This is a genomic window from Micromonospora sp. WMMD1076 (assembly GCF_029581475.1).
In the GTDB taxonomy this organism is placed as follows: Bacteria; Actinomycetota; Actinomycetes; order Mycobacteriales; family Micromonosporaceae; genus Micromonospora; species Micromonospora aurantiaca.
The window spans coordinates 5,991,173-6,012,500 of record NZ_CP120862.1 but is presented as its reverse complement, the minus strand read 5'-3'; the positions used below and the strand labels follow the sequence as shown (position 1 = coordinate 6,012,500).

13 protein-coding genes, 2 rRNA genes and 1 pseudogene (1 of these 16 only partly in view) are annotated in these 21,328 nt (G+C 70.9%); 12 read left to right on the top strand and 4 right to left on the bottom strand.

Features of this window, described 5'->3' with window-relative positions:
• Both O7622_RS27130 and rrf read left to right on the top strand, forming a co-directional pair.
• A 23S ribosomal RNA gene (locus O7622_RS27130) occupies positions 1-2,044 on the top strand (it extends 1,066 nt beyond the left edge of the window).
• 79 nt (positions 2,045-2,123) lie between these two features.
• A 5S ribosomal RNA gene (gene rrf / locus O7622_RS27125) occupies positions 2,124-2,240 on the top strand.
• 90 nt (positions 2,241-2,330) lie between these two features.
• On the opposite strand, the gene O7622_RS27120 is transcribed toward rrf, so the two are convergent.
• Positions 2,331-3,008 carry a hypothetical protein gene (locus O7622_RS27120; protein ID WP_282310946.1) on the bottom strand — a complete coding sequence of 226 codons (678 nt, stop codon included), beginning with the start codon at positions 3,006-3,008 and terminating at the stop codon, positions 2,331-2,333.
• Positions 3,009-3,077: 69 nt separating this feature from the next.
• Between O7622_RS27120 and O7622_RS27115 the strand changes: the two genes are divergently transcribed.
• From O7622_RS27115 to O7622_RS27105, 3 genes are read left to right on the top strand one after another with little or no spacing between them, the layout of a single operon-like run.
• The gene (locus O7622_RS27115; protein WP_282310945.1) at positions 3,078-5,696 is read left to right on the top strand and encodes a valine--tRNA ligase; all 2,619 of its coding nucleotides are present in this window, start codon (positions 3,078-3,080) and stop codon (positions 5,694-5,696) included.
• Positions 5,697-5,754: 58 nt separating this feature from the next.
• Positions 5,755-7,089 carry a folylpolyglutamate synthase/dihydrofolate synthase family protein gene (locus tag O7622_RS27110; protein WP_282310944.1) on the top strand — a complete coding sequence of 445 codons (1,335 nt, stop codon included), beginning with the start codon at positions 5,755-5,757 and terminating at the stop codon, positions 7,087-7,089.
• On the top strand, positions 7,086-7,490 hold the full coding sequence (locus O7622_RS27105) for a DUF4233 domain-containing protein (RefSeq protein WP_282310943.1): 405 nt from the start codon (positions 7,086-7,088) through the stop codon (positions 7,488-7,490). The genes O7622_RS27110 and O7622_RS27105 overlap by 4 nt, the downstream gene beginning before the upstream one ends.
• 72 nt (positions 7,491-7,562) lie before the next feature.
• Here O7622_RS27105 and O7622_RS27100 read toward each other — a convergent pair whose 3' ends face one another.
• Positions 7,563-8,972 (bottom strand): VOC family protein, encoded by a 1,410-nt coding sequence (locus tag O7622_RS27100; RefSeq protein ID WP_282310941.1) that lies wholly within the window; start codon positions 8,970-8,972, stop codon positions 7,563-7,565.
• 145 nt (positions 8,973-9,117) lie between these two features.
• Between O7622_RS27100 and ndk the strand changes: the two genes are divergently transcribed.
• Positions 9,118-9,543: a nucleoside-diphosphate kinase gene (gene ndk / locus O7622_RS27095; RefSeq protein WP_013288023.1), complete on the top strand. Its 426-nt coding sequence runs from the start codon at positions 9,118-9,120 to the stop codon at positions 9,541-9,543.
• A 61-nt stretch (positions 9,544-9,604) separates the two neighbouring features.
• On the opposite strand, the gene O7622_RS27090 is transcribed toward ndk, so the two are convergent.
• Positions 9,605-10,045 carry a carboxymuconolactone decarboxylase family protein gene (locus O7622_RS27090; RefSeq protein ID WP_282310940.1) on the bottom strand — a complete coding sequence of 147 codons (441 nt, stop codon included), beginning with the start codon at positions 10,043-10,045 and terminating at the stop codon, positions 9,605-9,607.
• Between the two features lie 214 nt (positions 10,046-10,259).
• On the opposite strand from O7622_RS27090, the pseudogene O7622_RS27085 reads away from it, so the two are divergent.
• The 3 genes and pseudogenes from O7622_RS27085 to O7622_RS27075 form a co-directional block, all read left to right on the top strand.
• Positions 10,260-10,922, top strand: a pseudogene (locus tag O7622_RS27085) (alkaline phosphatase D family protein); the annotation flags it as partial.
• 394 nt (positions 10,923-11,316) lie between these two features.
• Positions 11,317-14,487 (top strand): isoleucine--tRNA ligase, encoded by a 3,171-nt coding sequence (gene ileS / locus O7622_RS27080; protein WP_282310939.1) that lies wholly within the window; start codon positions 11,317-11,319, stop codon positions 14,485-14,487.
• A 157-nt stretch (positions 14,488-14,644) separates the two neighbouring features.
• A complete protein-coding gene (locus tag O7622_RS27075; protein ID WP_282310938.1) occupies positions 14,645-15,352 on the top strand; it encodes a lysophospholipid acyltransferase family protein in 708 nt (235 codons plus the stop codon).
• 4 nt (positions 15,353-15,356) lie between these two features.
• Here the strand turns inward: O7622_RS27075 and O7622_RS27070 are convergent, their stop codons facing one another.
• Positions 15,357-17,054: a hypothetical protein gene (locus O7622_RS27070; protein WP_282310937.1), complete on the bottom strand. Its 1,698-nt coding sequence runs from the start codon at positions 17,052-17,054 to the stop codon at positions 15,357-15,359.
• A gap of 207 nt (positions 17,055-17,261) precedes the next feature.
• Between O7622_RS27070 and O7622_RS27065 the strand changes: the two genes are divergently transcribed.
• From O7622_RS27065 to O7622_RS27055, 3 genes are all read left to right on the top strand, one after another.
• A complete protein-coding gene (locus tag O7622_RS27065; RefSeq protein WP_282310936.1) occupies positions 17,262-19,247 on the top strand; it encodes a TIGR03960 family B12-binding radical SAM protein in 1,986 nt (661 codons plus the stop codon).
• 169 nt (positions 19,248-19,416) lie between these two features.
• Entirely contained in the window at positions 19,417-19,854 is a 438-nt protein-coding gene (locus O7622_RS27060) for a hypothetical protein (RefSeq protein ID WP_091421868.1), read from the top strand.
• A 13-nt stretch (positions 19,855-19,867) separates the two neighbouring features.
• Complete coding sequence (locus O7622_RS27055; RefSeq protein WP_282310934.1) at positions 19,868-21,325, top strand: hypothetical protein; 1,458 nt, start codon at positions 19,868-19,870, stop codon at positions 21,323-21,325.
• The last annotated feature ends 3 nt before the right edge of the window (positions 21,326-21,328 follow it).

Here is a 21,328-nt window from a genome sequence, read left to right as displayed (position 1 = left end):
ACAGCCCAGATCACCAGCTAAGGCCCCTAAGCGTGTGCTAAGTGGAAAAGGATGTGGGGTCGCATAGACAACCAGGAGGTTGGCTTAGAAGCAGCCACCCTTTAAAGAGTGCGTAATAGCTCACTGGTCAAGTGGTTCCGCGCCGACAATGTAGCGGGGCTCAAGCACACCGCCGAAGCTGTGGCATTCACACATGAACTTCGTGCCTCCTTGATGGGGTATGCAGGTGTGTGGGTGGGTAGGGGAGCGTCGTGCCGGGGGTGAAGCAGCGGGGTGACCCAGTTGTGGACGCGGCACGAGTGAGAATGCAGGCATGAGTAGCGAAAGAAGGGTGAGAAACCCTTCCGCCGGATGACCAAGGGTTCCAGGGCCAGGCTAATCCGCCCTGGGTGAGTCGGGACCTAAGGCGAGGCCGAGAGGCGTAGTCGATGGACAACGGGTTGATATTCCCGTACCCGCGAAAGAGCGTCCCTGACGAACCTCGTTGTGCTAACCATCCGATCCATCCAAGACCTTCGGGTTGAGGGTGGGGAGCGTGGGAACCTGGCGGGTAGTAGTCAAGCGATGGGGTGACGCAGGAAGGTAGCTGAGCCCGGCCGGTGGTTGTGCCGGGGTAAGCGTGTAGGCCGGTGTGTAGGCAAATCCGCACGCCATGGGGCTGAGACGTGATGCCGAGCCGATTCAGGTGAAGTCAGTGATCCTATGCTGCCGAGAAAAGCCTCTAGCGAGTTCTTAGCGGCCCGTACCCCAAACCGACACAGGTGGTCAGGTAGAGAATACCGAGGCGATCGGGCGAACTGTGGTTAAGGAACTCGGCAAATTGCCCCCGTAACTTAGGGAGAAGGGGGGCCGGAGACGTGAAGCCCCGCGCGGGTGGAGCGTTGTATGGCCGCAGAGAGCAGGGGGAAGCGACTGTTTACTAAAAACACAGGTCCATGCGAAGAAGTAATTCGATGTATATGGACTGACGCCTGCCCGGTGCTGGAACGTTAAGGGGACCTGTTAGCTCTTCGGGGCGAAGCGGAGAACTTAAGCGCCAGTAAACGGCGGTGGTAACTATAACCATCCTAAGGTAGCGAAATTCCTTGTCGGGTAAGTTCCGACCTGCACGAATGGCGTAACGACTTCCCCACTGTCTCAACCACAGGCCCGGCGAAATTGCATTACGAGTAAAGATGCTCGTTACGCGCGGCAGGACGGAAAGACCCCGGGACCTTTACTATAGCTTGACATTGGTATCTGAATTAGCTTGTGTAGGATAGGTGGGAGCCGGTGAAGTCCATACGCCAGTATGGGTGGAGGCAATCTTGAAATACCACTCTGGTTGATTCGGGTATCTAACTTCGGACCGTTATCCGGTTCAGGGACAGTGTCTGGTGGGTAGTTTAACTGGGGCGGTTGCCTCCTAAAGGGTAACGGAGGCGCCCAAAGGTTCCCTCAGCCTGGTTGGCAATCAGGTGTTGAGTGCAAGTGCACAAGGGAGCTTGACTGTGAGACTGACAGGTCGAGCAGGGACGAAAGTCGGGACTAGTGATCCGGCACTGGCATGTGGAAGCGGTGTCGCTCAACGGATAAAAGGTACCCCGGGGATAACAGGCTGATCTTCCCCAAGAGTCCATATCGACGGGATGGTTTGGCACCTCGATGTCGGCTCGTCGCATCCTGGGGCTGTAGCAGGTCCCAAGGGTTGGGCTGTTCGCCCATTAAAGCGGTACGCGAGCTGGGTTTAGAACGTCGTGAGACAGTTCGGTCCCTATCCGCCGTGCGCGTAGGATACTTGAGAAGGGCTGTCCCTAGTACGAGAGGACCGGGACGGACGAACCTCTGGTGTGCCAGTTGTCCCGCCAGGGGCACGGCTGGTTAGCTACGTTCGGAAGGGATAACCGCTGAAAGCATCTAAGCGGGAAGCTCGCTTCAAGATGAGGTATCCCACCCACATTTGTGGGGTAAGGCCCCCAGCTAGACGACTGGGTTGATAGGCCGGAAATGTAAGCCCGGTAACGGGTTCAGTTGACCGGTACTAATAGGCCGAGGACTTGACTACCAAGCTGCTACGCGTCCACTGTGCAACTCTGAACAAACCACCACCCATGTTGTTGGGTTGGTTGACATGTTCATAGAGTTACGGCGGTCATGGCGGAGGGGAAACGCCCGGTCACATTCCGAACCCGGAAGCTAAGCCCTCCAGCGCCGATGGTACTGCACTCGGGAGGGTGTGGGAGAGTAGGACACCGCCGGACAATCCTTCAGTTCAGGGCCACCCCACACCGGGGCGGCCCTGAATTGCGTTCACCGGAAACCCGGCCGGAGCCGGCGCCGGACGAGCGGGCTCAGCGGCTCTGGACGGATTCGCGGATGTCGCGGAACAGCGCCGCCGCGTCGTCGACCCGCCGGCCCGGGAACATGCCCATCACGACGCTGCCGTGGTCCGCCCACCCGCAGACCGCGAAGTCGCCGCCGTCGCCGCTCGTCGTACCGCACTTCATCACGCCACCCAGGCGGCCCGCGTCCACCTCACGCAGTCCTGCTACCCGGCCGGTCTCGTCGGCCATCAGGCCGAACAGGGTGTCCAGGTCGCGTTCGGGCTGCCAGAGCAGTGTGGTGCCGCCGAACAGCAGCACCGAGCGCTTGGCGTCCCCGCGGTCGGAGTAGACGGCGCCGAAGCCGCGGTCCAGCTCGATGTCGGCGGCCAGCCCGTCGCGCAGGTAGTCGGCGGTGCTGCGGGCCCGCTCACTGTCGTCGCGTACCAGCCCGGCCACCTCGGCCGGCTGGCCCAGAGTCGTGTCCTTCTGCTGGAGGACCCGCCAGCCACCCAGCCCGAGCGCGCCCGCGCCGGCGATCCCGGCCGCGAGCAGAGCGGCCATGACGATCCTCCGGCGCCGCGAGACGGGACGGCGTTCGGGGTCCTGCGCGGGGTCGCGGCGGCTCAGCTCGATCGGCTCTTCGGTCAGCTCGACCGGATCGGAACCCCCGTCGACCGGGCGCTCGGTGAGATGCGCGTCGGACATGACCGCCACCGTACGCGAATCACAGGTGGTGCACGTCGGGTCCCCGAAAGCGCTCCGTAGACTTTCCGGGTGACCGAGAGACTGGATGCCCGACGCCCCGACGCCCCGACCCTCGCCGGCCAGTACCAGCCCGGCGAGGTAGAGCAGCGACGGTACGAGCAGTGGGTAGCCGGCGGGCACTTCCGGGCGTCGGCGGACAGCGAGAAGCCGCCGTTCACCATCGTCATCCCGCCGCCGAACGTCACCGGCTCGCTGCACATGGGTCACGCGTTCGAGCACACCCTCATGGACGCGCTCACCCGGCGCAAGAAGATGCAGGGATACGAGGCGCTCTGGCTGCCGGGCATGGACCACGCCGGCATCGCCACCCAGAACCTGGTCGAGCGGCAGCTCGCCGGTGAGGGGCTGTCCCGGCACGACCTCGGGCGGGAGAAGTTCGTCGAGCGGGTCTGGCAGTGGAAGGCCGAGTCCGGCGGCGCGATCCTCGGCCAGATGCGCCGGCTCGGCGACGCGGTCGACTGGGACCGCGAGCGCTTCACCATGGACGAGGGCCTGTCCCGGGCCGTGCAGACCATGTTCAAGAAGCTCTTCGACGACGGGCTCATCTACCGGGCCAACCGGATCATCAACTGGTGCCCGCGCTGCCTCACCGCGCTGTCCGACATCGAGGTGGAGCACACCGACGACGAGGGCGAGCTGGTCTCGATCCGCTACGGCGACGAGGTGGTGGTGGCGACCACCCGGGCGGAGACCATGCTCGGCGACACCGCGGTGGCGGTGCACCCGGACGACGAGCGCTACCGGCACCTGATCGGCACCGAGGTGGAGCTGCCGCTCACCGACCGGCGGATCCCGATCGTCGCCGACGAGCACGTCGACCCGAGCTTCGGCACCGGCATGGTCAAGGTGACCCCGGCGCACGACCCGAACGACTTCGAGATCGGCCAGCGGCACGACCTGCCGTCGCTGACGATCATGGATGAGCGCGGCGTCATCACCGCACCCGGCCCGTTCGAGGGCCTGGACCGGTACGAGGCCCGACCGGCGATCGTCGCGGCGCTGCGCGAGCAGGGCCGCATCGTGGCCGAGAAGCGGCCGTACCTGCACGCGGTGGGGCACTGCTCGCGGTGCAAGACGACAGTCGAGCCGCGGCTGTCGTTGCAGTGGTTCGTCAACACGGCGCCGCTCGCCAAGGCGGCCGGAGACGCGGTGCGCGACGGCCGGGTGAAGATCGAGCCGGCCGAGCTGGCCAAGCGCTACTTCGCCTGGGTCGACAACATGCACGACTGGTGCATCTCCCGCCAGCTCTGGTGGGGGCACCGCATCCCCGTCTGGTACGGCCCGGACGGCGAGATCGTCTGCGTCGGCCCGGACGAGGAGCCGCCGTCCGGCGAGGGCTGGCGGCAGGACGAGGACGTGCTGGACACCTGGTTCTCCAGCGGTCTGTGGCCGTTCTCCACGCTCGGCTGGCCGGAGCGCACCCCGGACCTGGCGAAGTTCTACCCGACCAGCGTGCTGGTCACCGGCTACGACATCCTGTTCTTCTGGGTCGCCCGGATGATGATGTTCGGCCTGTACGCGATGGACGGCGTGCAGCCGTTCGACGTGGTGGCGCTGCACGGCATGGTCCGTGACGAGCACGGCAAGAAGATGTCGAAGTCGTTCGGCAACGTGGTGGATCCGCTGGACTGGATCGACCGGTTCGGCGCCGACGCCACCCGGTTCACGCTGGCCCGGGGCGCCAACCCCGGCCAGGACGTGCCGGTCAGCGAGGAGTGGTGCCAGGGCTCCCGTAACTTCTGCAACAAGCTCTGGAACGCCACCCGGTTCGCGCTGCTCAACGGCGCGCACACCGACGGCCCGCTGCCGGACGCCGGTGACCTCTCCACCGTCGACAGGTGGATCCTGTCCCGGCTGGCGCACGTCACCGCCGAGGTCGACGAGCAGTTCGAGGCGTACGAGTTCGCGAAGGTCTGCGACCTGCTCTACCACTTCGCGTGGGACGATGTCTGCGACTGGTACGTCGAGCTGAGCAAGCCGGTGCTGGCCGAGGGCGGTCCCGCCGCCGACGCCACCCGCCGGGTGCTCGGTCACGTGCTGGACCAACTCCTGCGGCTGCTGCACCCGGTCATCCCGTTCGTCACCGACGAGCTGTGGGCCGCGCTCAGCGGCGGCGAGACCGTGCTGACGGCCTCCTGGCCGGTCGCCGACCGTACCCTGATCGACGACGCCGCGGAGGGCGAAGTCGGCACGCTTCAGCGGGTGGTGACCGAGGTCCGGCGGTTCCGCTCGGACCAGGGGCTGCGGCCGACCCAGCGGGTCGCCGCCCGCCTCGACGGCCTGACCGGCGCGGGCATCGCGGCGCATGAGCCGCTGGTCCGCTCGCTGGCCCGGCTGGACGCGCCGGGCGACGACTTCCAGGCGAGCGCCACGTTGGCCATGCCCGGCGCGGTCAGCGTCGCACTCGACACCCGCGGCTCGATCGACGTGGCCGCCGAGCGCGCCCGGCTCACCAAGGATCGGGCGGCGGCCGAGAAGGAGGCCACCCAGGCGCGGGCGAAGCTGGACAATCCGGCGTTCGTCGGCAAGGCGCCCGAGCCGGTGGTGGCGAAGATCCGCGACCGGCTGGCGGTGGCCGAGGCGGACCTGGTCCGGATCGACGCCGCCTTGGAGGCGCTGCCCTCGTGAGCGCGAGGAGTGAGCCGGGGTTGCGAGCCCCGCAGTCGCGAACGAAAGATGGCCCCGTATGAGTGACCGCACCGCGTTCGCCGAGGTGGAGGCCGCGCTCGACGCGCGCGGCTTCACCCGGATGCACTTCGAGCTGGAGAAGATCGGAACCCTGCTCGATCTGCTGGGCAGCCCGCAGCGGGCGTACCCGTCGATCCACCTGACCGGCACCAACGGCAAGACCTCGACGGCCCGCATGGTCGACTCGCTGCTGCGGGCGTTCGGACTGCACACCGGCCGCTACACCAGCCCGCACCTGGAGACCGTCCGGGAGCGGATCAGCCTGGACGGCGAGCCGGTGAGCGAGGACCGGTTCGTGTCCATGTACCGCGAGATCGCCCCGCTGGCCGAGCTGGTCGACCAGCGGTTCGCCGAGCCGCTGACGTACTTCGACATGACCACCGCGCTGGCGTTCGCTACGTTCGCCGACGCCCCGGTCGACGTGGCGGTGGTGGAGGTCGGGCTCGGCGGCGCGGAGGACGCGACGAACGTGATCCAGGCCGGTGTCGCCGTGATCACCCCGATCGGGCTGGACCACACCGAGTGGCTCGGCGACACGATCGAGGACATCGCGCTGCACAAGGCGGGCATCATCCACCCCGGCGCCACGGTGATCGCGGCGGCGCAGGAGGAGGAGGCGGCCCGGCCGATCCTGGAACGCTGCGCCGAGGTCAACGCCACCGTCGCGCGCGAGGGCGCCGAGTTCGGCGTGCTGCGCCGCGCGGTCGCGGTCGGCGGCCAGGTGCTGACCATCCAGGGCCTGGGCGGGGTGTACGAGGAGATCTTCATCCCGCTGCACGGCGCGCACCAGGCGCAGAACGCGGCGGTGGCGCTTGCCGCGGTGGAGGCGTTCCTCGGCGCCGGGACTCGGCGGCAGCTCGACATCGAGGCGGTCCGTGAGGGCTTCGCCGCGACCAGTTCGCCGGGCCGTCTGGAGCGGGTGCGTACCGCACCGACGGTGCTGCTCGACGGCGCGCACAACCCGCACGGGATGGCCGCGACAGTCGCCGCCGTGCAGGAGGAGTTCGCGTTCAGCAAGCTCGTCGGCGTGCTGGCGGTGCTCGGCGACAAGGACGCGGCGAGCCTGCTCGAACTGCTCGAACCGGTGCTCGACTCGATCGTGGTGGCGGAGAACAGCTCGGCCCGGGCGCTGCCGGTGGACGAGCTGGCCGCGCTGGCGCGGGAGATCTTCGGGCCGGAGCGGGTGCAGGTGGCCCGGGACATGCCCGACGCCATCGAGGCGGCGGTGGCGGAGACCGAGTCGGACGTGCCGGGCGAACTGGCCGGTGTGGGCGTGCTGATCACCGGATCGGTGGTGACAGTGGCCGACGCACGCCGGCTGCTCAAGCGATGACCGGCCCGCAGCAGCGGCCGGACGCGGAGCCGGCGGGCGGCCCGGAGCCGGCGGGCGGCGCGCGGCGGTCCGGGCTGCGGAACCCGGACAAGGCGGTACGCGGGCTCGGCGCCGGCACCATGTCGCTGGAGGCGCTGGTGCTGCTGCTGGCCATCCAGCCGATCCGGGTGGTCGGCGGTGACCTGAGCGGCGCGGCGATCGGCGCGATCGTGGGGCTGGCGGTCGCCTGTGTGGTGCTCGCCGGCATGATGCGCCGCCCGTGGGCGTGGCACGCCGGCACCGTGATCCAGGGACTGCTGCTGCTCTCCGGGCTGCTGCACTGGTCGCTGTTCGCGCTGGGTGTGATGTTCGCGCTGGTGTGGGCGTACGCGCTGCACGTGCGGCGGGTCATCCTCGGCTGAGCGCCGCCGCGCGGTCGCGCGTGTTAAGAAGGGCCCCTTCCTCTACCTGAGGCGTTAAGAAGGGGCCCTTCCTTACACCTGGGCGAGGGTGCGCCACTGCGTCAGCGCGACGCCGTGGCCGTCGGGGTCGCGGAAGGCCGCCGCCCACACCTCCAGCTTGGTGCCCCGGTTCACCACGCGCGGGGCGTACGTGAACCGGACGCCGGAGTCGCGCAACCGCTCGTACGCCCCCTGGATGTCGTCCACCTCCAGGTTCACGTGCACCAGGCGACGGCTGATCGGGGCGGCGCCGGTCACCCGGCGCAGCACCAGCCGGGTCGGCCCGGAGGAGAGCACGGCGTTGCCCTCGCCCCGGTCCAACTCGTCGAAGCCGAGTTCCCGGTAGAAGTCGAGGGACCGGTCCAGGTCGCTGACGAGCAGCGTGATGCCGACGCCGCTGATCGGGCTGGTCAGCTCGTCCGGCTCGGCCGCGCCGGACGGGCCGAAGATCGCCTCGTCCAGCTCCTCGGGCGTCGGCGGTGCGTCGGAGCGCCGCGGCGCGTCCGAGGGGTCGTCCAGCGCCACGTCGATCGGGTCGGGCCCGGAGTCGGCCGGCCCGGGTCCGGGCGGTCCGATGTCGGGCGGTCCGATGTCGGCCCGTCCGGCGTCGGACCGTCCGGCGTCGGCCGGCACCGAGTCAGCCGGCCCGGAGTCGACGAGCACTGTCTCGACCGGCACCGTGTCGACCGGCTCCTCGGCCGGCGAGCGGGGGGCCGGGGCGCGGCGGGGGAGCGGGCCGGGGCCGGCCGTGCGCTCGGCCCGCTCGACGAGCTGCCCCTCCAGCACCACCGGACCGCCGGGGCTCTGGTGCAGCACCACCGGCTCGCGTTCCTCGGCCCGGGGCGGGACGTCGTCCAGGTACGGGTCCGGCGCGGGCGGGTAGTCGTCGCGGAAGTCGTCCTCCGGTGCGCGCCCGGCCCACGGCGGCGCCTCCTGCGCGATCAGCGGTTCGTCCAGCGGGTCCGGCTCGGCGGCGTACTCGGGCGGCAGGTCGGCCACCCCGGCGGCGCTCTCCGCGTGCGTGGGCACCTCGTCCCACAGCACGCGTACGTGCCGCTGGTCGTCGAGCGCCACCCGGACCGGCAGCGCCTGGCCCAGCGAGGGCCACTTGGCGACCGGCACCCGAGGCTCGATGATCTTCTTGGATCGGGGCGGCAGCCCCGGCGCGTCGATGACCAGTTGCAGCTCGCACCGGCCGAACGCGTACTGGGTGGGCGGTTCGGAGGCGCTGTGCACGTGCCCCAGGCCGATCACCCAGGTGCGGCCGCCGCCGCGTACCGTGGCCAGGGCGATCGCCAGCACCAGCAGCGCGACGCCGAGCGCCACGATGGCCCAGCTGGTCATGCCGAGCCCGAACACGGTCACGAAGGTGGCGACGGTGCCCAGCACCACCCCGATCAGTTTGCGTACCGGCGCGATCGTGCGGTTCCCGCCATTCGCCACAGTGGACCTCCCAGGGGTTCCAGGGCCAGGCTAGGCCGCCGCGGCGGGCCAGGGAAGACGCAGCCGCCGCGCCGGCGCCGGGACCGGGTCGCTACGCTGACCGTACCCAGCCGAACCCCGTTTGAGTGCGCAGGAGGAACCCAGCGTGTCCAGCAGCAGCCCGGACGAGCGGTCGCTCGTACTGATCAAGCCCGACGCGGTGCGCCGCGGTCTGGTGGGCGAGATCCTGTCCCGTTTCGAGCGCAAGGGCCTGCGGATCGACGCGATGGTGAGCCGGACCATGGACGGCGACTTCGCCGACCAGCACTACGCCGAGCACGTCGACAAGCCGTTCTACCCGCCGCTGAAGACGTTCATGACCAGCGGCCCGCTGGTGGCGCTCGTGCTCTCCGGCGACCAGGTCGTCGAGGTGGTGCGCGCGATGATCGGCAGCACCGACGGCCGCAAGGCCGCCGCCGGCACCATCCGCGGTGACCTGTCGCTGTCGAACCGGGAGAACCTGGTGCACGCCTCCGACTCGGCGGACAGCGCCAAGCGCGAGATCGCGCTCTGGTTCCCCGAGCTGGCCTGACCGACGCGCCGACGGCCCCGGCCCGCATGCTCGCGGGACCGGGGCCGTCGTGTGCCGGCGATCAGACCTGCGCCGGCGGCTGTGTCCGGCAGGTCACCGCGACCCGGTTCCACACGTTGATGGTGGCGATCGCCATCACCAGGTCCGCCAGCTCCTTCTCCGACCACACCTTCGCCGCGGCGTCCCAGACGTCGTCCGGCACGCCGTGCTCGCCGAGCCGGGTCACCGCGTCGGTGAGGGCCAGCGCGGCCCGCTCCCGCTCGTCGAAGAACGGCGCCTCGCGCCACGCCGCGACAGCGAACAGCCGGCGGCTGTCCTCTCCGGCCGCCAGCGCCTCGCGGCTGTGCATGTCGACGCAGAACGCGCAGCCGTTGCGCATCGACGCCCGTAGCTTCACCAGCTCCAGCACGGTGTGGTCCACGTTCGCCCGGACGTACTTCTCCAGGCCCAGCACGGCCTGGTACGCCTCGGGCGCCACCGCCGCAATGTCCATCCGGCTCATCGCCGCCTCCTTGAGGTTCGGGTACGCGGACAGGACGGGGCACGGCGGGCGCGGTGTGACGGCCCGGCGGTGTGACGGTGGTCATGACCGGGCCGACAGCAGTCGTTGACGTGCCGGTCACCTCGACCGGAGTTCCCGGCCACCTGCGGCCGGTAGACCGGGCTGGTGACACTGCCGAGACCGGGAGAAGTCATGACGCACATCGATCGACGACCGGGTACGGGTGGAGAGCCTGGACCGGCACGGCCTGTGCGGCGAGCCGCTGACCGGTTCGTTCGCCACCGCCCCCGGCCGGCACCAGCGGCGTGACGTGCGGTTCGTGTGGACCGGCGACATCGTCGGGCAGGGCTGGGGGATCAGCACCGGCTTCGACGGCCTGGCGATCTTCCGGGCGATGCGGGAGCGCCGCCCGGACTTCTTCCTGCTCGACGAGCACCTGCGGGCGTTCGCCGCCGAGGTGCCGCAGGTCAACCAGTGGGACGACCACGAGGTGGTGAACAACTGGTACCCGGGGGAGGTCCTGACCGACGAGCGGTACGGCGAGAAGCGCGTGGACGCGCTCGCCGCCCGGGCCCGGCAGGCGTTCCACGAGTGGCTGCCGGTGCGGTCGGGCGGGCCCATGTACCGCAAGCTGTCGTACGGGCCGCTGCTGGACGTGTTCGTGCTGGACATGCGCACCTACAAGGACCCGAACGACGGCAACACGTACGCCGACCGCAACCGCGGGCTGCTCGGCGGGGCGCAGCGGGAGTGGCTGATCCGGGAGCTGCGCGCGTCCCGGGCCACCTGGAAGGTGATCGCCAACGACCTGCCGATCGGCGTGGTGGTGCCGGACGGTTCCGCCGCGCAGGAGGGCGTCGCGCAAGGCCCAGGCTCTCGTTGATCATGAGGTTGGCGGCGATGTGGATCTCGGATTTCACCGTCAACTTCATGATCGACGGGGCAGAGGCGGGGCAGAGGCGGCGGGGCAGAGGCGGGGCGGGGGTGGGGGATACTCGGCGGCGCGGTGGGTGGGGGTCGAGTACGCTTGACGGGCACAGGCGACGACCCGGCCATCACCGGCGAGCCTCCGGAAGAACGGCCGGGTGACCGGCTCAGTAGAACCGGACGGGACCGGCCCGTCACAGCCGGCCAATGAGCGGGCGGTCGCACCTCGGCCGCCAAGCGGGGTGGTACCGCGGGCCACACCCGGGCGCCGGTCACGGCGTACCGGATTCGGCTCGTCCTCGCAGACCACTGACGAGTGAGCTGCTGAGGGAGAGCGACAGGCGATGGCCTATCCGTTGCACGACCCGACCGGCGCCGGCGTACCGGCGAGCCCGGACCTGCCCGCGGTCGAGCGCCGGGTGCTGGAGCACTGGACGGCCGACAAGACCTTCGAGGCGTCGGTCGAGGCCCGCGACGCCGGCCGGGACGGGGAGAACGAGTACGTCTTCTACGACGGCCCGCCGTTCGCCAACGGCCTGCCGCACTACGGCCACCTGTTCACCGGCTACGTCAAGGACGTGGTGCCGCGCTACCAGACCATGCGGGGCAAGCACGTCGAGCGCCGGTTCGGCTGGGACTGCCACGGCCTGCCCGCCGAGGTGGTGGCCGAGAAGCAGCTCGGCATCACCACCAAGGCGGAGATCCTCGACCTCGGCGTGGCCCGGTTCAACGACGCCTGCCGCACCTCCGTGCTGGAGTTCACCCACGACTGGGAGCGGTACGTCACCCGGCAGGCCCGCTGGGTCGACTTCGCCAACGACTACAAGACGCTCGACCTGGACTACATGGAAAGCGTCATGTGGGCCTTCAAGACCCTGCACGACAAGGGTCTGGTCTACGAGGGCTTCCGGGTGCTCGCGTACTGCTGGCGGTGCGAGACGCCGCTGTCGAACACCGAGACCCGGATGGACGACGTCTACCGGGACCGGCACGACCCGACGCTCACCGTCTGGTTCGAGCTGACCGCCGACGAGAACGCGCCGGAGCCGCTGCGCGGGCCGGTCAAGCTGGGCGTCTGGACGACCACGCCGTGGACGCTGCCGTCGAACCTGGCGCTCGCCGTCGGCCCCGACATCGAGTACGCGCTGCTGGAACACCGGGGTTCCCCCGACAGCGAGCGCAGTGGCGAGCGCTACGTCGTCGGCGCCGCGCGCCTCGGCGCGTACGCCAAGGAGCTGGAGGGGTACGAGCAGGTCGGCACCGTGTACGGCCGCGACCTGGTCGGACGCCGCTACACGCCGCTGTACGACTTCCTCGTCGAGCCGGCCGGCCCGAACGCCTACCAGGTGCTCGGCGCGGACTTCGTGACCACCGAGGACGGCACCGGGATCGTCCACCTGGCGCCCGCCTTCGGTGAGGACGACCAGAACACCTGCAACGCCGCCGGCATCCCGACCGTCGTGACCGTGGACGACCACACCCGGTTCACCGCGCTGGTGCCGCCGTACCAGGGCGAGCAGGTCTTCGACGTGAACAAGCCGGTGATCCGGGAGCTGAAGGAGCGGGGGGTGGTGCTGCGGCAGGACACCTACACCCACTCGTACCCGCACTGCTGGCGCTGCGACACCCCGCTTGTCTACAAGGCGGTGTCGTCGTGGTTCGTCGCGGTGACGACGTTCAAGGACCGGATGGTCGAGCTGAACCAGCAGATCAACTGGACGCCCGGGCACATCAAGGACGGCTCGTTCGGCAAGTGGCTGGCGAACGCCCGGGACTGGTCGATCAGCCGGAACCGGTTCTGGGGCTCGCCGATCCCGGTGTGGCGCTCGGACGACCCGAACTACCCGCGCGTCGACGTGTACGGCTCGCTCGCCGACATCGAGCGTGACTTCGGCGTACGCCTGACCGACCTGCACCGGCCGGCGGTGGACGACCTGGTCCGCCCCAACCCGGACGACCCGACCGGCAAGTCGATGATGCGCCGGGTGCCGGAGGTGCTGGACTGCTGGTTCGAGTCCGGCTCGATGCCGTTCGCCCAGGTGCACTACCCGTTCGAGAACCGTGAGTGGTTCGAGCACCACTACCCGGGTGACTTCATCGTCGAGTACATCGGGCAGACCCGCGGCTGGTTCTACACCATGCACGTCCTGGCCACCGCGTTGTTCGACAGGCCGGCGTTCCGCAACTGCCTGAGCCACGGCATCCTGCTCGGCTCGGACGGGCGCAAGATGTCCAAGAGCCTGCGCAACTACCCGGACGTCTACCACGTGTTCGACTCCTACGGGTCGGACGCGATGCGGTGGATGCTGATGTCCTCGCCGGTGCTGCGCGGCGGCGACATGGCGGTCACCGAGTCGGGCATCCGGGACGCGGTGCGCCAGGTGCTGCTGCCGCTGTGGAACGTCTGGTACTTCTTCTCGCTGTACGCCAACGCCGACGGCTACACCGCGCGTCGTCGTACCGACTCCACGAACGTGCTCGACCGGTACGTGCTGGCGAAGACGAACGAGCTGGTCGCGACCGTCGGCGCGCAGATGGACGCGTACGACATCTCCGGCGCCTGCGCGACCGTGCGGTCCTACCTGGACGCGCTGACCAACTGGTACGTGCGCCGGTCCCGGGACCGGTTCTGGGCCGGCGACGCGGACGCGTTCGACACGCTGTGGACCGTGCTGGAGACGCTCTGCCGGGTGGTGGCGCCGCTGGCGCCGCTGACCGCCGAGGAGATCTGGCGCGGGCTGACCGGCGAGCGGTCGGTGCACCTGACCGACTGGCCGCAGGCGGAGGAGTTCCCGGCCGACCACGAGCTGGTCTCCGCGATGGACAACGTCCGGGCGGTCGCCTCGGCGGCGCTGTCGCTGCGCAAGGCCAAGGGCCTGCGGGTGCGGCTGCCGCTGGCGACGCTCACAGTGGCGTCGCCCGTCGCCGCCCAGCTGCGGCCCTTCGCCGACCTGGTCGCCGACGAGGTGAACGTCAAGGAGGTCGTGCTCACCGACGAGGTGTCCGCGTACTGCCAGCAGGTGCTCACAGTGGTGCCGCGGGCGCTCGGCCCGCGCGTCGGCAAGGCCGTCCAGCAGGTCATCAAGGCGGTCAAGGCGGGGGAGTGGGAGCTGCGCGACGGCGCCCCGGTCGCCGCCGGGGTCACGCTCGCCGAGGGCGAGTACGAGCTGCGCCTGGTCGCCGCCGACGCCGAGCACTCCGCGCCGCTGCCCGGCGGTGAGGGGGTGGTCGTGCTGGACACCGAGGTCACGCCGGAACTCGCCGCCGAGGGGCTGGCCCGGGACGTGGTCCGGGTCGTGCAGCAGGCCCGCCGCGACGCCGATCTGGACATCTCCGACCGGATCACGGTGGCGGTCTCCGCGTCGGAGGAGGTGCGCGCGGCCGTCGCCGCGTACACCGGGTTCGTGGCCCGGGAGGTGCTCGCCGACAGCATCGACTTCGCCGAGGGCCTCGACGGCTTCGCCGGCGAGGCCGGCGAGGGCGAGCGCGTGACGGTGACGGTCCGCAAGGTGTGATGTAGGGCGGGGGCCCTTCCTGACGCCTCAGGTAGAGGAAGGGCCCCTGCTTGACACCCGCACCCAGCGAGTGGACTGCGGACCACCCCCTCGGTGGCGGACGGCCGCGTCGGCTACCGTGACAGCGCCTGTTTCACGTACGACCGCCGGAGGACCCGTGCCCCTGCTCTACACCATCGGCAAGCTCACCGTGGCGCCCACGCTCCGGTTGGCCTTCCGTCCGCACGTGGAGGGTTTGGAGCACATCCCGGCGACCGGCGGCGCGATCTTCGCCAGCAACCACCTCTCCGTCGCCGACGAACTGCTCCTCGGCACCGTGGTGCCCCGGCACCTGGCGTTCTGGGCCAAGTCGGAGTACTTCACGGGCACCGGCCTCAAGGGCGGCTTCTCCAAGTTCGTGCTCACCGGCCTGGGCGCCATCCCGGTCGAGCGGGCCGGTGGCCGGGCCGCGCTGACCGCGTTCGACGCGGCGATCCCGGTGCTCAAGGCCGGTGACCTGGTCGCCGTCTACCCGGAGGGCACCCGCTCCCCGGACGGGCGGCTCTACCGGGGGCGCACCGGTGCGGCGCGGCTGGCGGTCGCCGCCGGGGTGCCGATCATCCCGGTCGGCGTGACCGGCACCGACAAGGCCCAGCCGATCGGTACGCGGATCCCGCGACCGGGCCGCGCCAAGATCACCATCAGGTTCGGCAAGCCGCTGGACTTCACCGGCCGTCCCGACGACCGCACCTCGCTGCGCGCCATGACCGACGAGATGATGGCCGAGATCCAGAAGCTCAGCGGCCAGGAGTACGTCCCGCGCTACGCCCCGAAGCGCGCCGCCCAGACCGGCGGCGACCAGGCCGGCGGCGACCAGACCGCCTGAGCGGTCAGGACTTCGGCACCACCACGCGCTGGCGCAGGTCGTTCAGCAGCCGCCCGCTGTCGTCCACCGACAACCGGGTGAACACGCCAGTGGTGAGGCTGCCGTGGTCGGCCGAGACGCAGACCACCACCGAGTCGCCGTCCGCGCGGCCGACGGCGCAGCGCTCGTGGCGTCCCCGTACGCCGGTGTCCACGGCCACCGACTCCTTCAGGGCGTAGTCCCCGGCGAGGCGGTCGAGTTCCGCCTTGGCGTCCGACTCCGGGCTGAACCGCAGCCCGGTGCTGCCGAACAACGTCACCCGCTTGCCGTCGCTCGTGCCGTAGATGCCGGCGAACGTGTCCTCGGCGAGCAGGTTCGCCTCGCGTACCTGGGATTTCAGCTCCTCGGCGGCGGCCCGGCTGCTCTCGTCCTGGCGCAGCCGCATCGAGTCGATCTGGTCCGGAAGGGTGGCACTGGCCGGGTACTGGCTGGAGATCGGCTGGAACCACCAGAGCGGGAGGCCGCAGCAGCAGGCGACGGAGAGCAGCAGCACCCAGGGCCAGCGGCGCCGGCGGCGGGTCCGCCTGGGCGGCTGCTGCCAGCCCGGCGGCGGTGCGACAGGCGGTCCGGCCTTGCTCCGGCGCTGCTTCGGCGGCCGTCCGGGCTTCGCCGGCGGCGCGACGGGCGCCGCGGGCGGCAGCGGCCGGGCGGCGGGCGGACCGGGGTGGTGCGGCGGCGGGACCGGCCGGGCCGGTCCGGGGTACGGCGGGCTGTGCGGCGGCGGTGAGACCGGCCGGGCTGCGGGCGGCGCGGGACGGGCCGGTGGCGCCGGTTGCGGGGCGGGGTGGGCCGCCGGTGGCGCCGGATGGGCCGGGTGGGGGTTGTTCGGCGCGGCCCAGGGCGCGGTGTAGGGCAGCGTCGGCGTCAGCGGCGGCAGTTCGGGGGCGTGCAGCTCCCAGCCCGTGGTGTCCACCCCCGCCCACGGGTCGACCGGCGTGGCGTGCTCCGGCGATGCCAGCGGCGGCACCGGCGTGGGCTCGGCGGACTCGCCCCAGGCGGGCCGTCGCGGCGGCGGTGGCGGGACGGCGGCGGAACCGCTCCAGCGGGGCGCAGGCGCCTCGACCCGGGTCGGATCGGGGGTGTTCTCCACGCGGGTCGGGTCCGGCGTGTTCTCCACGCGGGTCGGGTCCGGCGTGCTCGCCGACGGCATGCGGTCCGGTGCGTTCTCGACCTTGGTGGGGTCAGGGGCGGCCGCAGCCCGGGACGGCTGCGGCGCGACGTCGATCCGGGTCGGATCCGGCTGCCGCCCGGTCCGGGGAGTGGGGACGGGTGTGGTGCGGCCCGGAACCGCCGCGGATCCCCGAGCCCGGGTGGCCGGTACGGGCGGAGTGCCGCCCGGCGCTCCGGCGTCGGCAGTCGGAGCCTCGTCGTCGGTAGGCGCGTCGGCCGGCTCGACGGGGTGCGGCTGCTCGTCGGACGCGACGGCGGAAGGCCGGCGCTGGGGCGTACCGTCGTGCGGTTCGCCGTCGGCGGCGTCGGACGGCTGGTCGGCCGCCGTCGCGCCGGGGGTCCGGTCGTCGGCGGCCGCCGTCGCGCCGGACGGGGACGCCGGAGCCGAGGCGCCGGTGGCGTCCTCGGTGTCGGCGGCGGTCGCCGGCTCGGTGACGGACGGCATCTCGGCCCCGTCGGCCGGCCGGTCCGCCCCCGGCTGCGGCTGCGGCATCGCGGCTATCTCCTCTCGCGCCCGTTGCGAGGTTAGTACCGCCCCGCCACCCAGGACGAATTCCGCCCCCGTCCCCGGCCCCACTCCGGTGATCAAGGAGTTCGCGTCCGGTGGGAGCGCCGGACAGCGCACAAACTCCTTGATCAACGCGGCGGACACGGGCGCGGGCGCGGGAGAAGGCCGGGGCACCGCGTACGCTTGGGCATCATGAGTGCCCCGTCCACGACCCCGCGTCCCGCCGCCGCCAACTCGGTCTGGCCCCGGCTGGAGCCGTTGCTGCCGCAGGTGACCAAGCCCATCCAGTACGTGGGTGGAGAGCTGGGAGCGGTGGTCAAGGACTGGGACGCCGCGACCGTCCGGTGGGCGCTGATGTACCCGGACGCCTACGAGGTGGGCCTGCCCAACCAGGGCGTGCAGATCCTGTACGAGGTGCTCAACGAGCTGCCCGACGTGCTGGCCGAGCGGACGTACGCGGTCTGGCCCGACCTGGAGAAGCTGATGCGCGCCCACGGCGTGCCGCAGTTCACCGTCGACGCCCACCGCCCGGTGCGTGACTTCGACGTGTTCGGCGTCTCGTTCTCCACCGAGCTGGGCTACACCAACCTGCTCACCGCGATCGACCTGGCCGGCATCCCGCTGCTCGCCGCCGACCGCACCGACGCCGACCCGGTGATCGTGGCCGGCGGGCACGCCGCGTTCAACCCGGAGCCGATCGCCGACTTCGTCGACGCCGCGGTGCTCGGCGACGGCGAGGAGGCGGTGCTGGAGATCACCGCCATCGTCCGGGAGTGGAAGACGGAGGGCTCCCCGGGCGGCCGCGACGAGCTGCTGCTGCGGCTGGCCCGCACCGAGAGCGTGTACGTGCCGCGCTTCTACGACGTCGACTACCTGCCCGACGGCCGGATCCAGCGGGTCGTGCCGAACCGGCCGGACGTGCCGTTCCGGGTGCACAAGCGCACGACCATGGACCTGGACGCCTGGCCGTACCCGAAGAAGCCCCTGGTGCCGCTCGCCGAGACGGTGCACGAGCGGTACGCGGTGGAGATCTTCCGGGGCTGCACCCGCGGCTGCCGCTTCTGCCAGGCCGGCATGATCACCCGCCCGGTGCGGGAGCGTTCCATCACCACCGTCGGCCAGATGGTGCAGCAGGGGCTGGAGTTCTCCGGCTTCCACGAGGTCGGCCTGCTGTCGCTGTCGTCGGCCGACCACTCCGAGATCGGCGACATGTGCTCCGGCCTGGCCGAGCAGTACGCGGGCACGAACGTCTCGCTGTCGCTGCCGTCGACCCGGGTGGACGCGTTCAACATCGACCTGGCTCAGGAGCTGTCCCGCAACGGACGCCGGACCGGTCTGACCTTCGCCCCCGAGGGCGGGTCGGAGCGGATCCGCAAGGTGATCAACAAGATGGTGTCGAAGGAAGACCTCATCCGTACGGTGGTCACCGCGTACTCCAACGGCTGGCGGCAGGTGAAGCTCTACTTCATGTGCGGCCTGCCCACCGAGACCGACGAGGACGTCCTGGAGATCGCCGACATGGCGCACGAGGTGATCCGGGCCGGCCGCGCGGCCACCGGATCGAAGGACATCCGCTGCACGGTCTCCATCGGCGGGTTCGTGCCGAAGCCGCACACCCCGTTCCAGTGGGCCTCGATGGAGCGGCCGGAGGTCATCGACGGCCGGCTCAAGCTGCTCAAGCAGGCGATCAACAGCGACCGGTCGCTGGGCCGGGCGATCGGCTTCCGCTACCACGACGGCGAGCCGTCGCTGATCGAGGGCCTGCTCTCCCGGGGCGACCGCCGGGTCGGCGCGGTGATCCGCAAGGTCTGGGAGAACGGCGGCCGATTCGACGGCTGGAGCGAGCACTTCTCCTACCAGCGGTGGGTGGACGCCGCCACCGAGGTGCTGCCGGCGTACGGCGTGGACCTCGACTGGTACACCACCCGGGAGCGCGAGGAACTGGAGGTCCTGCCCTGGGACCACCTCGACTCCGGCCTGGACAAGGACTGGCTCTGGCAGGACTGGCAGGACTCGCTGTCGGAGTACGAGCAGGACGACTGCCGCTGGACGCCCTGCTTCGACTGCGGCGTCTGCCCGTCCATGGACACCGAGATCCAGATCGGCCCGACCGGCCGCAAGCTGCTGCCGCTCACCCCGGTCAACGGGCTGAAGCTGCCCGCCGCCGCCCAGGGCTGACGCCGCCCGCACTCATCGGAGCGCGGGAACCCGTCCGGGTTCCCGCGCTCCGTCGTCCTTCCCGATGACCGCCGCGGTACACGGGGTGGGGGTGCCCCGACTGGTCCTTCCTCGATACGCTGCGTCCGTAATGGACCGGCCGGGGCCGGCAGCGGGGAGGACAGTCAGGATGGGCATCAATCCGCCGGACACCGGCGATCTGCACGTCAGCGTCGAGGATCTGGACGCCGCAGCGGAGTACGTCGAGCGTCTCAAGCAGTACGTCGACGACACCATCGGCTGGGAGATGGAACGCATCAAGGAGCGGATGAAGGGCGACAGCGGCAACGCGCAGACGGTGCCCAACGGCACCCCGTTCGGCGCGTACGAGGACGCCCGGATGCAGTGGCAGGCGCTGACCACCTCCACGGCCAGCATGGAGGCCCACCTCAAGGCCATCTCCATGAAGCTGGCCGGCCTGAAGCAGGGCACACAGGACATCGCCAAGGCGTTCCGCGACGCCGAGGCCCGCAACGCGGCCAACGGCAAGGACATCGAGCGGCTGCTGGAGTCCGCGGCCCCGCCGCCGGACGCCGGGCAGCAGCCCACCTACCCGTACACGGCCTGAGGGGGAGACTGTCATGGCAGGAGGCACCTGGGAGCGTTGTGTCCGTGAGGTGACGCTCTCGGCGGACCCGGAAACCGTCGGATCGGTCGGCGCGGGCTGGAAGAACCTCTCCACCGCGCTCGGCCACCTGCGCGACTCGCTCGTCGGTCGCTCGTTCGTCGGCCCGATCGCGGCCGGGCAGGAGCGCCCGCACACCGGCGGCCTGCCCGGGATGCTCGCCGGCTGGAAGGGCAGCGGCGGCGACGCGTACCGCGAGCACCTCGGCGACATCGGCAAGGAGATCGAGGAACTCATCACCCACGCCAGCAACGTCAGTGGCGCGCTGACGCGGATCGAGGGCGACATCCGTACGGCGGTGGCGAGCATCCCGATCCCGCTGATGGACAACTTCGGCTGGAACGAGTGGAGCCTGCCCGGCGGCACCGAGCTGGACGACGCGCGCGACGGCGAGAGCCAGTCCGGCTTCCTGGCCGCCCTGCGCAGCGACTACCAGGGCAACCAGGCGTTGTACGCCGACGGCGCGTTCCGCGACAAGGCCGACGACCTCGAAGCCACCATGAAGATCGACGGCAACGCCAGCGACCAGAAGCGGGGCGGCTGGTGGGACACCAAGTCCCACCTGGACAACTGGTACCGCGACAACCAGCAGGCGGCCAACACGGCGATGTCGCCGCTGCCGGCCGCGGTCGAGGCCGAGCGCCCCAAACTGGTCGTACCCCGCCCCACCGACAGTGAGCTGGGCGACGGCTACCGCGGCGACCCGCGGGTTCCCCCGTCGGGTGTGCCCGGCGGCGGCCTGCCGGGTGGCGGCGCGCCCGGCGGCGGCATGCCCGGCGGTGGTGGCCCCATGCCGTCCATCGGCAGCACCGGAATCGGTGGTGGCACGCCCGGCGGCGGTTCGTTCACGCCGTCCCCGGGTGGGCCCGGCAGCGGCGTACCGGGTGGCGGCTCCTACACCCCGCCGACCTCCGGGGGGATCCCCGAGCTCGGTGGCGCCCCCGGCTCGGGCACCCCGGAGTACGGCAGTGGTCTGGCCGGCGCGGCCGGGCCCGGCACGATCACCGCGGGCGGGCCGGGGACGCTCGGTCTGGGCGGCGGTGGCGGTGGCGCGGGTGGACTGAGCGCCGGTGGCGGCGGCTTCGGCGGTGGTGGCGCCGGTCTGGGCTCGGCCGGTGGGATCGGCGCGGCCGGCGGCATGGCCATGGGCGGCCTGCCCGGCATGGTCGGCGGCGCCAACGGAAAGGTTCCGCCACTGACCAGCGCGGCCAGCGCGTTGAAGGCCGCGGCCGCGGCGGGACCGGGCGGCTCGCGTGGCGGGATGGCCGGCGCCGGGATGATGGGCGGCGGAATGATGGGCGGTCACGGCGGCGCCGGTCACGGCCGCGACGCGGCCGGGCACTCGTCATGGTTGACTGAGGACGACGATCCGTGGGGCGCCGGTGACGGTGCGTCCCCGGGCATCCTGCGATGAGGA

Coding starts and splice junctions, on each gene's coding strand:
- O7622_RS27060 (WP_091421868.1), top strand. CDS start 19,417: ATGGGCATCAATCCGCCGGACACCGGCGATCTGCACGTCAGCGTCGAG.
- O7622_RS27105 (WP_282310943.1), top strand. CDS start 7,086: ATGACCGGCCCGCAGCAGCGGCCGGACGCGGAGCCGGCGGGCGGCCCG.
- ileS (WP_282310939.1), top strand. CDS start 11,317: ATGGCCTATCCGTTGCACGACCCGACCGGCGCCGGCGTACCGGCGAGC.
- O7622_RS27065 (WP_282310936.1), top strand. CDS start 17,262: ATGAGTGCCCCGTCCACGACCCCGCGTCCCGCCGCCGCCAACTCGGTC.
- O7622_RS27110 (WP_282310944.1), top strand. CDS start 5,755: ATGAGTGACCGCACCGCGTTCGCCGAGGTGGAGGCCGCGCTCGACGCG.
- O7622_RS27120 (WP_282310946.1), bottom strand. CDS start 3,008: ATGTCCGACGCGCATCTCACCGAGCGCCCGGTCGACGGGGGTTCCGAT.
- O7622_RS27055 (WP_282310934.1), top strand. CDS start 19,868: ATGGCAGGAGGCACCTGGGAGCGTTGTGTCCGTGAGGTGACGCTCTCG.
- O7622_RS27090 (WP_282310940.1), bottom strand. CDS start 10,045: ATGAGCCGGATGGACATTGCGGCGGTGGCGCCCGAGGCGTACCAGGCC.
- O7622_RS27070 (WP_282310937.1), bottom strand. CDS start 17,054: ATGCCGCAGCCGCAGCCGGGGGCGGACCGGCCGGCCGACGGGGCCGAG.